General features: G+C 60.6%; 10 protein-coding genes. 2 read left to right on the forward strand and 8 right to left on the reverse strand.

The features are described 5' to 3' along the window. Window positions 1-110: 110 nt before the first annotated feature. From ACTJKS_RS24625 to ACTJKS_RS24655, 7 genes are all read right to left on the reverse strand, one after another. Window positions 111-1,037 carry an ABC transporter permease gene (locus tag ACTJKS_RS24625; protein WP_003221385.1) on the reverse strand — a complete coding sequence of 309 codons (927 nt, stop codon included), beginning with the start codon at window positions 1,035-1,037 and terminating at the stop codon, window positions 111-113. After that, entirely contained in the window at window positions 1,037-2,143 is a 1,107-nt protein-coding gene (locus ACTJKS_RS24630) for an ABC transporter permease (RefSeq protein ID WP_041067939.1), read from the reverse strand. Before ACTJKS_RS24630 ends, ACTJKS_RS24625 begins: the two co-directional genes overlap by 1 nt. Before the next feature lie 14 nt (window positions 2,144-2,157). Beyond that, complete coding sequence (locus ACTJKS_RS24635) at window positions 2,158-3,705, reverse strand: ABC transporter ATP-binding protein (RefSeq protein ID WP_108181599.1); 1,548 nt, start codon at window positions 3,703-3,705, stop codon at window positions 2,158-2,160. Between the two features lie 606 nt (window positions 3,706-4,311). Further along, entirely contained in the window at window positions 4,312-4,893 is a 582-nt protein-coding gene (locus ACTJKS_RS24640; RefSeq protein WP_108181600.1) for an IMPACT family protein, read from the reverse strand. 7 nt (window positions 4,894-4,900) lie between these two features. Next, window positions 4,901-5,551, reverse strand: a complete 651-nt coding sequence (locus ACTJKS_RS24645) for a TetR/AcrR family transcriptional regulator (protein ID WP_027613646.1) — start codon at window positions 5,549-5,551, stop codon at window positions 4,901-4,903. Window positions 5,552-5,638: 87 nt separating this feature from the next. After that, window positions 5,639-7,027, reverse strand: coding sequence for a uracil-xanthine permease family protein (locus tag ACTJKS_RS24650; RefSeq protein ID WP_198760268.1), 1,389 nt, complete (start codon window positions 7,025-7,027; stop codon window positions 5,639-5,641). Window positions 7,028-7,156: 129 nt separating this feature from the next. Next, on the reverse strand, window positions 7,157-8,077 hold the full coding sequence (locus ACTJKS_RS24655) for a LysR family transcriptional regulator (protein ID WP_108181602.1): 921 nt from the start codon (window positions 8,075-8,077) through the stop codon (window positions 7,157-7,159). A gap of 138 nt (window positions 8,078-8,215) precedes the next feature. Between ACTJKS_RS24655 and ACTJKS_RS24660 the strand changes: the two genes are divergently transcribed. After that, window positions 8,216-9,565, forward strand: a complete 1,350-nt coding sequence (locus tag ACTJKS_RS24660) for an aspartate aminotransferase family protein (protein WP_041067922.1) — start codon at window positions 8,216-8,218, stop codon at window positions 9,563-9,565. 76 nt (window positions 9,566-9,641) lie between these two features. Further along, window positions 9,642-11,135, forward strand: a complete 1,494-nt coding sequence (locus ACTJKS_RS24665) for a CoA-acylating methylmalonate-semialdehyde dehydrogenase (RefSeq protein ID WP_041067919.1) — start codon at window positions 9,642-9,644, stop codon at window positions 11,133-11,135. 26 nt (window positions 11,136-11,161) lie between these two features. On the opposite strand, the gene ACTJKS_RS24670 is transcribed toward ACTJKS_RS24665, so the two are convergent. Continuing rightward, window positions 11,162-11,448, reverse strand: a 287-nt coding sequence (locus tag ACTJKS_RS24670) for a hypothetical protein (protein ID WP_440829015.1), incomplete at its 5' end; no start/stop codon positions are given.

Consider the following 11,448-nt stretch of genomic DNA (forward strand, 5'->3'; position numbering starts at 1 on the left):
TGCTTGCTTCTCAAATTCGCAGGCCGCTCAGCGATGTTCGCACATCATGTCTACAACACCGCCACTGTGGGAGCTGGCTTGCCAGCGATGAGGCCAGTGACATCACCGCTTTAATGCCCGGCCTGCCACGGCTGCCCCAACGACACCGGCGCATACAACCGAGTCCGCACCGCATCGCGCGACAACAGCACCAACACCACAATCGTCGCCACATACGGCAGCATCGCCAGCAGACTCGACGGAATCGCCAGCCCCAACCCCTGCGCCACCAGGTGCAGGATGCTGGCGAGTCCGAACAGGTAAGCCCCGAGCAACAGCCGCCACACCCGCCAACTGGCAAACACCACCAGCGCCAAGGCGATCCAGCCGCGTCCGGCGGTCATGTTCTCGGCCCACATCGGCGTGTAAGCCAGCGACAGATACGCCCCGGCCAGACCGGCCATCGCCCCGCCGAACAGCACCGCCAGGGTGCGCACGGTCAGCACCGGCAGGCCCATTGCACTGGCCGCGTCCGGGTTCTCGCCGACTGCCTGAATGATCAAGCCGACACGGCTTTTGATGATCACCCACGCCACCAGCGCAAACAGCGCGAATGACAGATACACCAGCAGATCCTGGGCAAACAGCATGCGGCCGATCAGCGGAATCTCACTCAAGTACGGAATCGCCAACGGTTCGAATCCCGCCAGTGGCTTGCCGACCCATGCTGCGCCAACGAAGGTCGACAGGCCCACGCCGAAGATCGTCAGTGCCAGCCCGGTCGCCACCTGATTGGCATTGAACACCAGCGCCACCAAGGCAAACAGTGACGACAGCAGCATCCCCGCAAGCATCGCCAACAACACGCCGAGCCACAGGTTGCCGCTGTTGAGGGCGACGATAAAACCGATCACCGCGCCAAACAGCATCATTCCTTCCTGGCCGAGATTGAGCACGCCGCTCTTCTCGCAGATCAACTCACCCAGTGCCACCAACAGCAGTGGCGTGCCGCAGCGCACCATGGCGTAGAAAATATTGCTCAGCAGATCGATATCCATCACAGCGCTCCGGCGGTTACGGCGGTGGTCGAGGTGCGCCGTGCCCAGCGCAGTTTCAGGCGTGGCCGATAGAGAATCAGCACGTCGCAGGCCAGCAGGAAAAACAGCATCATTCCCTGAAACAATTGGGTGATGGCTTGCGGCAGGTTGAGGGTCATCTGCGCGCTTTCGCCGCCGATGTACAGCAGCGCCATCAGCAGGCTTGAGAACAGAATCCCGATCGGATTCAGCCGGCCGAGAAACGCCACGGTGATTGCTGCATATCCATAGCCGGGCGAGACTTGCGGCACCAATTGCCCAATCGGCCCGGTCACTTCGCAGACCCCGGCCAGCCCGGCCAAACCGCCGCTGATCAACAGCGCGAGCCAGATCAGGCGTTTCTCGCGAAAACCGACAAACCCCGCCGCACGTTTATCCAGACCGAGCACTTTGATCTGAAAACCGACGAAACTTTTCTGCAACAACACCCACACCGCGACCAGCGCGAGCAAGGCGAAATACACCCCGGCATGCACCCGACCATCCTCCATCAGCAGCGGCAGGCGACTGGCGTCGCCGAACATCGCCGACTCGGGAAAGTTGTAGCCGGCCGGATCCTTCAGCGGCCCGTGCACGCAGAACAGCAACAGGTTCAGTGCGATGTAGTTGAGCATGATGCTGGTGAGGATTTCGTTGGCGTTGAAGCGCGTGCGCAACCACGCCGTCAACCCGGCCCAGGCGGCACCGGCGAAAGTGCCGGTGAGCAGGATCAGCACCAGTGCCCAATGGCTTTGCATATCGATGATGTTCACCGCCAGCGCACTGCCGGCGAGCGCGCCGAACAGCAACTGACCTTCAGCGCCGATGTTCCAGATTCGCGCTTGATACGCCACGGCCAGACCGAGTGCGCAAAGCAGAATCGGCAGCGCCTTGACCAACCATTCGGAGACGCCATACAGGTCGCTGATCGGCGCGATCAACAGCGTGTGCAGGGTTTGCAGCGGGTCATGGCCGAGAGCGATGAACAGCAGCGAGCCGCAACCCAATGTCAGCAGCGCCGCCAGCAACGGCGAGCACCACAGCATCAGGCGCGATTGCTGGCCACGGGGTTCGAGGGAAAGCAACATAGGGGGAAACTCCGTCAAAGCGTGGCCGATGAAGGCGCGTCGTTGAATTGCCCGGCCATCCAGCCGCCGACGTCACTCAGCAGGGTGTCGGTGGTGTTTCGCAGCGGTGACAGACGCCCCGCGCACAGGGCGCCGAGGCGGTCGCTGATCTGGAACAGTTCGTCGAGGTCTTCGGAAATCACCAGGATCGCCGCGCCGGCATCGCGCAGGGCAATCAGCGCGCGGTGAATGGTCGCCGCTGCGCCAACGTCCACGCCCCAGGTCGGGTGCGCGGCGATCAGCAGTTTCGGTTGCTGGAGGATTTCCCGGCCGAGGATAAATTTCTGCAGATTGCCGCCGGACAGGCTGCGCGCGGCCGCGTGAGTGCCCGGGGTTTTCACCCCGAAGCGCTGAATGATCTGTTGGGCGAGGGCTTCGACTTTACTGCGCTCGATCAAACCGTTGCTCACCAGCCCCTGTTGAAAGGCCGTGAGCAAGGTGTTGTCGGCCAGGCTCAATTCCGGCACCGCGCCATGGCCCAGGCGTTCTGCCGGGACGAACGCCAGTCCGAGTTGGCGCCGCGCATCCGGGCGCAAAGCGGCGACCGCTTGCCCGGCAAAACAGATCGATGTCGCGCTGTCGCGGGACAGGGTTTGCTCACCGCTGAGCAGCGCCAGCAATTCATCCTGGCCATTGCCCGCGACCCCGGCGATACCGACGATTTCGCCGCTGCGTACTTGCAGGCTGATGTCGCTCAACGAGCAGCCGAACGGATCGGGGTTGTGCCAGCTCAAGCCGTTGACCTGCAAGTACGCCGCGCCACCGCTGACCTTCGGATATTCGCCGATCAGTGCCGCCGCTTCGCCGACCATCATTTGCGCCAACTGCTGATCCGAGCATTCGGCCGGCTCGCAATGCCCGGCGACCCGCCCGCCGCGCAAAACCGTGGCGCTATGGCACAGCGCGCGCACTTCCGCGAGTTTGTGGCTGATAAACAGTATGCTGCAGCCCTCGGCGGCGAGACGGCGCAGGGTGATGAACAATTCCTCGGCCTCTTGCGGCGTCAGCACCGACGTCGGCTCGTCGAGAATCAGCAAGCGAATGTCCTGCATCAGGCAACGAATGATCTCCACCCGTTGCCGCTCGCCGATCGACAGGCTGTGGACAAGTCGCTCCGGCTCCAGCGCCATGCCGTAGCGGCGCGACACTTCGGCAATTGTCGGCTCCAGTTGTTTCGGCGTGCCGGCCCTGGCGCCCATCGCCAAGGCAATGTTCTGCGCGACGCTGAGGGTTTCGAACAGCGAGAAATGCTGGAACACCATGCCGATCCCCAACTGCCGGGCCTGCGCCGGATTACGAATATTCACCCGCTGACCTTGCCAGAGCATTTCGCCGGCATCGGCCTGGGTCACGCCGTAAATGATCTTCATCAGCGTGCTTTTGCCCGCGCCGTTCTCACCGAGCAGGGCGTGGATTTCTCCGGGCGCGATGCTCAGGTCGATGGCGTCATTGGCCAGACAACCGGGGTAGCGTTTGCTGATCTGGCGCAGTTGCAGGCGCGGTGTTGAATCTGGGCTTGGCATGACAGGCTCGACTGGCTTGGAGTTATGCCTGTGGATAAAGCAATTTCCTGGCCATTGAGTCAGGAACCTTGGCGGCTCTCGTACGGCAACGGCTGCCGTAGAGCGTCGAAGGGCAAATGTTCGGGAGGTGCGGCACCAATTGAGAGCAAAGCCGTTGATCAGGCTCCAGTTTTGCCCGTAGGCAACTGATCAAAAAACGAGCAAATGCGTGGGGCCTATGCAGACCCTGCGACTGCGCCAGCCATGAACGGGTTATCCACAGGTTGCTCCACAGTATTTGTGTGCAATTGGGAATCCTTGGCATAAGCGCAGCGGTGCTATCTTCCATTGGTGATAAACAGCGCTAACTATTTGTTTTTACGCGGGATTAATCTTTTTTCAGGTGGAGTGGACGAAAAGTGAGCAAATCGCGCAAAGCCACGTGACAGAAGGGTTACAGCCAGATGTGCTCAGGTTATCCACAGTCGGGTGCACAGCAGATGTGGGCAAGTTGCTGGAATAAAGAAATCCGTCGATGCCCTAAAAGATCGCAGCCTTCGGCAGCTCCCACAGGGGAAACGCAAAGTCCTGTGCAGGAGCTGCCGAAGGCTGCGATCTTTTGCTCATCTAACGCTGCAGCACAATCCGCCCACGGCTCAAATCCGCCAATTGCGTTTGCAGCAAATCGATCTGCGCCTCACCCACCGCCAACTGCAATTCAACACCATTGGCGGTGAAGTTTTCTTCGACGACCAACCCACCCAGGTCCGCCACCCGCAGCTTCACCAGCGCCAGCTCGGCAAAGCCGCAGGCACAGCGCAGCGGCACACGGCTGATCAACTCGATTTTTTCCGCGTTCTGCAGGCACTTGTTGGCGCCGCCGCCATAGGCCCGGGCCAAACCGCCGGTGCCCAGTTGAATGCCGCCGTACCAGCGGATCACCAGCACCGCGACCTGATCGCAATCCTGCGCCTCGATGGCTGCCAGAATCGGCCGTCCGGCAGTGCCGCCGGGTTCGCCATCGTCGTTGCTGCGGTATTGCGCCCCGAGTTTCCACGCCCAGCAGTTATGCGAGGCATTCAGGTCGCTGTGCTGTTCGAAGAACGCCTGCGCGTCGGCGGGGCTGGCGATCGGCGCGGCGAAGGTGATGAAGCGGCTTTTGCGAATCTCTTCGCGGTACTCGCAAAAACCGCTGAGGGTGAAAGGCATAAACGTCTTAAATAGTCGGGGTGAGGCCGCAGCCTTTGAGAATGATGCGGATCAGGTTGTTGCCGGCGTCTTCCATGTCCTGCTTGGTCAGTTTGCTGCGACCGCTGACGCGGCAGATCTGCGTGGCGAAGTCGGCGTAATGCTGGGTGCTGCCCCACAGCAGGAAAATCAGGTGCACCGGGTCCACCGGGTCCATCTTTCCGGCATCGATCCACGCCTGAAACACGGCCGCGCGACCCTGGAACCAGGCGCGGTAATCCTGGTTGAAATACTCGGTCAGGCACTCGCCGCCGCTGATCACTTCCATCGCAAAGATGCGCGAGGCCTGCGGCTGACGGCGGGAGAATTCCATCTTGGCGCGAATGTAGCGGGTCAGCGCTTCGGCGGGATCGTCCTCGGCGGTCAGGGTATTGAAGGTGCTGTCCCACAGCTCGATGATGTTGCTCAGCACCGCCACGTACAACCCAAGCTTGTTGGTGAAGTAGTAATGCAGGTTTGCCTTGGGCAGCCCGGCATTCTGCGCAATGGTGTTCATGCTGGTGCCTTTGTACCCGTGACGGGCGAACTCGTCTTCGGCGGCTTTGAGGATGGTCTCTTCGTTCTTCTGACGAATGCGGCTGGCGGGTTTGCCGCCATGGGCTGGGACTTCAAAGGTCATAGGCACTTCCGGTTTGTCTGTGGGTGCAACCAGTTGCGTTGATAACGCACCCACAGGCATCCGACAAGTCCTGATGCAATAAAACCGTTACGCCTGTTCGATCTTGTTCAACGATGCGCCGGATTCGACGGTCGAGGTTTTCGCCTCCGGCAGCAACAGGCAGAGGATGATCGCGGTCAGGCCACCGCTGGTAATTGCCGAGTCGAACAGGTTCTGCACCAGTTTCGGCAACAGGTGCAGCAGGTTCGGTTGCGCGGCAATGCCCAGGCCGACGCCGAGCGAGGTGGCGATGATCAGCATGCTGCGGCGGTCCAGCGGCGACTGCGCGAGAATCCGCACCCCGGCTGCGGCGACGCTGCCGAACATCACCAGGGTGGCGCCGCCAAGCACCGGTTTCGGGATCTGCTGCAGCACCGCGCCGATCATGGGGAACAGGCCGAGACAAAACAGAATCGCGCCGATGTACAGCCCGACATAGCGGCTGGCGACGCCGGTCAACTGGATCACGCCGTTGTTCTGCGCGAACGTGGTGTTGGGGAAGGCGCTGAAGGTGGCGGCGATCATGCAGCTCACGCCGTCGCCGAGTACGCCGCCGCGCAAACGGCTTATATAAGAAGGGCCGCTGATCGGCTGACGGGCGAGCATGCAATTGGCCGTGAGGTCACCGACGGTTTCGATGGTGCTGATCAGATAAATCAGCGCGACCGGCAGGAACGCCGTCCAGTCGAAACTGAAACCGAACTTGAATGGCGTAGGAAGGCTGATCAGCGGCAAGTCAGGCAATGCCTGCGGGACCAGTTTCCCGCTGAACCACGCGGCCAGACTGCCCAGCAGCAGTCCGATGATGATTGCCGACAGCCGCACCCACGGCGTGTTCGAGCGGTTGAGCAGGATGATCGTCAGCAACACGAACACCCCCAGCGCGAGATTGCCCGGTGCACCGAAGTCCGGAGCATTGAAACCACCGCCCAGATCGGTGATGCCGACCTTGATCAGGCTGATGCCGATCAGAGTAATGACGATCCCGGTCACCAGCGGCGTGACGACCCGGCGCAACTGACCGATGAAACGGCTGAGGGCGATCTGCACCACGGCGCCGAAAAAGCACACGCCGAAAATCATCGCCAGAATGTCCTCCGGACTGCCGCCGCGCTGCTTGACCAGAAACCCGGCCGACAGCACTGCGCCGAGGAAGGCGAAGCTGGTGCCCTGCAAACAGATCATCCCGGCGCCGATGCCGAACGGTCGCCGCGCCTGAATAAAAGTACCGACCCCGGAAACCATCAGCGCCATGCTGATCAGGTACGGCAAGTGCGCGGTCAGCCCGAGAGCCGAGCCGATCACCAGCGGCGGGGTGATGATGCCGACGAAACTGGCGAGCACGTGTTGCAGGGCGGCGAGGATAGCTGCCGGTGGTTTTGGGCGGTCATCGAGGCCGTAGATCAGTTCGCTGGACGGTTCAGAATCTGGCTGCATGGGTTTGGCTTCTTGTTCAGGGATCGAGTTCACCCTTCACTGCAAAAACCTGTCCACTTGCTCAGCTTTCAGGGATTGCGATTGCCAAATGTAGGAGTTGCCGGAGGCTGCGATCTGTTGATCTTGCTTTCAACGCGTCGCCGCCAGGCTCTCCAGAAAGCTCTCGAGCACCAAATGAGGGCGCCGCCCCTTGCGCGTGACCGATGCGAGGCTCAAGTCATAAAAACGCGTCGTCGATTTCAGCGGACGCAAGCGCCCTTGCTGCACCCACAGACTGGCGTAGTGATCCGGCAGATAACCGATATAACGCCCGGTCAGAATCAGAAACGCCATGCCCTCACGGTCGGAAGCGCTGGCGGTGCAGTTGAGTGCCTGGTAATGCGCCTGAATTTCCGCCGGCAAACGGAACGTCGGCGCAATCGCGTCCTGACTGTTCAGGCGTTCGTCATCCAGTTGCTTGTCATCGACATAAAACAGCGGATGACCCACTGCGCAATAAAGCAGCGAGCGCTCGCTGTACAACGGCTGATATTCCAGCCCCGACAGTGCACTGGCCTGCGGCACCACGCCGACATGCAGGCGGCCGTCGAGCACGCCTTGTTCGACTTCATTGGGCGCGATCATGCGGATCTGGATCTGCACGTCCGGCCCACGTTCCTTCAACTGGGCGAGGGCATGGGTGATGCGCATGTGGGGCAGGGTGACGAGGTTGTCGGTGAGGCCGATGATCAGTTCGCCGCGCAGGTGCTGGTGCAATCCGTTGACCTCGGTGCGGAAACTTTCCAGCGCACTTAATAGTTGCAGCGCCGATTGATAAACCTCGCGGCCTTCTTCGGTCAACGAGAATCCGGCGCGGCCACGCTGACACAAGCGCAGGCCGAGGCGCTGTTCCAGATCGCTCATCTGCTGGCTGATCGCCGAGCGCCCGATACCGAGCACGGTTTCCGCCGCCGAGAAGCCGCCGCACTCCACTACGCTGCGGAAAATCCGCAGCAGGCGAATATCAAAATCACTGACCTGGGCCAGCGGATCGGGGCGACGACTGCTCATGCTGTTGTTCTCATTGTTTAGCAGGCTTCTAACTGAAGGTTAGAAAAGTTGGATTTCACCGACTTTATCGCCGTGGCAATTTAGCTGCAACAACGCTTTTTATCTCCCTGATGCTTATGCCCTGCGAGGTTTTGCCCGATGAACATGCCTGAAAACGCGCCGTCGCCACTGGCCAGCCAACTGAAACTGGACGCGCACTGGATGCCGTACACCGCCAACCGCAACTTCCAGCGCGATCCGCGTCTGATCGTGGGGGCCGAAGGCAGCTGGCTGTTCGATGACAAGGGCCGCAAGATCTACGATTCGCTGTCCGGTCTGTGGACCTGCGGCGCCGGGCACACCCGCAAGGAAATCCAGGAAGCGGTCGCCAAGCAACTGGGCACCCTCGATTACTCGCCGGGCTTCCAGTACGGCCATCCGTTGTCATTCCAACTGGCGGAAAAAATCACTGATCTGACCCCGGGCAACCTGAACCACGTGTTCTTCACTGACTCCGGCTCCGAGTGTGCCGACACCGCGGTGAAAATGGTCCGTGCCTACTGGCGTCTGAAAGGTCAGTCGACCAAGACCAAAATGATCGGCCGTGCCCGCGGTTATCACGGCGTGAACATCGCAGGCACCAGCCTCGGCGGCGTCAACGGCAACCGCAAACTGTTCGGCCAGGCGATGATGGACGTCGATCACCTGCCGCATACGCTGCTGGCCAGCAACGCATTCTCCCGTGGCATGCCGGAGCAGGGCGGCATCGCCCTCGCCGATGAACTGTTGAAGCTGATCGAACTGCACGATGCATCGAACATCGCGGCGGTCTTCGTTGAGCCAATGGCCGGCTCCGCTGGTGTACTGGTTCCGCCTCAGGGTTACCTGAAGCGTCTGCGCGAGATCTGCGATCAACACAACATCCTGCTGGTGTTCGACGAAGTGATCACCGGTTTCGGCCGCACCGGATCGATGTTTGGCGCCGAGAGCTTTGGCGTGACCCCGGACCTGATGTGTATCGCCAAGCAGGTCACCAACGGCGCGATCCCGATGGGCGCGGTGATTGCCAGCTCCGAGATCTACCAGACCTTCATGAATCAGCCGACGCCGGAATATGCGGTGGAATTCCCCCACGGCTACACCTACTCGGCGCATCCGGTGGCGTGCGCCGCTGGCCTGGCGGCACTCGATCTGCTGCAAAAGGAAAACCTGGTGCAGAGCGTGGCCGAGGTTGCACCGCATTTCGAAAATGCCCTGCACGGCCTGAAAGGTTCGAAGAACGTCATCGATATCCGTAACTACGGCCTGGCCGGTGCGATCCAGATTGCCGCCCGCGACGGCGACGCCATTGTGCGTCCGTTCGAGGCCGGCATGGCCCTGTGGAAAGCCGGGTTCTACGTGCGCTTCGGCGGCGACACCCTGCAGTTTGGCCCAACCTTCAACAGCAAGCCGCAAGACCTCGATCGTCTGTTTGACGCGGTTGGCGAAGTGCTGAACAAGCTCGACTGATTTTTCCCTCTATATATACCTGCGAATAACAGGCGCTCCATGCGGGCGTCTGTACACAAGAATTCAGGAGTTTTCGATGAGCGTTATCCCGCATTTGATCAATGGCGAACTGGTGACCGAGAACGGTCGCGCGGTTGATGTGTTCAACCCGTCCACCGGTCAGGCAATCCACAAGCTGCCGCTGGCCACCCGCGAAACCATTCAACACGCGATCGACGCCGCCAAGGCCGCGTTCCCGGCATGGCGCAACACCCCGCCGGCCAAACGTGCCCAGGTGATGTTCCGCTTCAAGCAATTGCTGGAGCAGAACGAAGCGCGCATCTCGCAATTGATCAGCGAAGAACACGGCAAGACCCTCGAAGACGCCGCCGGTGAACTGAAGCGTGGTATCGAGAACGTCGAGTTCGCCTGCGCCGCGCCGGAAATCCTCAAGGGCGAGTACAGCCGCAACGTCGGCCCGAACATCGACGCCTGGTCGGACTTCCAGCCACTGGGTGTGGTTGCCGGAATCACGCCGTTCAACTTCCCGGCGATGGTGCCACTGTGGATGTACCCGTTGGCGATCGTCTGCGGTAACTGCTTCATTTTGAAACCGTCCGAGCGTGACCCAAGCTCGACACTGTTGATCGCCCAACTGCTGCTGGAAGCCGGTTTGCCGAAAGGCGTGCTGAGCGTGGTGCATGGCGACAAGACTGCAGTGGACGCGCTGATTGAAGCGCCGGAAGTCAAAGCGCTGAGCTTTGTTGGCTCGACGCCAATTGCCGAATACATCTACGCCGAAGGTACCAAGCGCGGCAAACGCGTTCAGGCACTGGGCGGGGCGAAGAACCATGCGGTGTTGATGCCGGATGCGGACCTGGACAATGCAGTCAGCGCATTGATGGGCGCGGCTTACGGTTCGTGCGGTGAGCGCTGCATGGCGATTTCGGTCGCGGTGTGTGTCGGCGATCAGGTGGCGGATGCACTGGTTGCGAAACTGGTTCCACAGATCAAGGCGCTGAAAATCGGTGCCGGCACTTCGTGTGGGCTGGACATGGGACCACTGGTAACCGGTCAGGCGCGGGACAAGGTCAGCGGTTATGTCGATGACGGCGTAGCAGCGGGCGCGACCCTGGTGGTCGATGGTCGCGGCTTGAGCATTCCAGGTAACGAAGAGGGCTTCTTCCTCGGCGGCTGCCTGTTCGACAACGTCACCCCTGAAATGCGCATCTATAAGGAGGAGATCTTCGGGCCGGTGTTGTGCGTGGTTCGCGTGAACAGCCTGGAAGAGGCGATGAAGCTGATCAACGATCACGAATACGGTAATGGCACCTGCATCTTCACCCGTGACGGTGAAGCGGCGCGTCTGTTCTGTGACGAGATTGAAGTCGGCATGGTCGGCGTCAACGTACCACTGCCGGTACCGGTGGCTTACCACAGCTTCGGTGGCTGGAAGCGTTCGCTGTTCGGCGACCTGCATGCCTATGGCCCGGATGGTGTGCGCTTCTATACCCGTCGCAAGGCCATCACCCAGCGCTGGCCGCAGCGTGCGAGCCATGAGGCTTCGCAATTCGCTTTCCCTAGCTTGTAAGTAGAAGGCATGACGAAGGCCGACCTCTAGAGGTCGGCCTTCGTGTTTTCGAGGCTTTTTGACCGATATGACAGAAATGTGAAAAAAGCTGTTGACGGCAGATTCTGGAGGTCTATAATTCGCCCCACTTCCGGCGCAGTCGAAACGGAAAACTCCTTGAGATTCAATGAGTTACGCAGTTTTCGACAGTGGGTCGCTTCAGTTAATCGAAGCCTGGAAGGAGTTGAAAGAGCGGTGATGTTTGGCTCTTTTGACGGTTCGATCTTCTCGGTCGAAAGCGGTGAAAAAGAGGTGTTGACAGCAGCGTGTAACG

The sequence above is a fragment of the Pseudomonas sp. 22189 genome, assembly GCF_052045635.1.
In the GTDB taxonomy this organism is placed as follows: Bacteria; Pseudomonadota; Gammaproteobacteria; order Pseudomonadales; family Pseudomonadaceae; genus Aquipseudomonas; species Aquipseudomonas parakoreensis.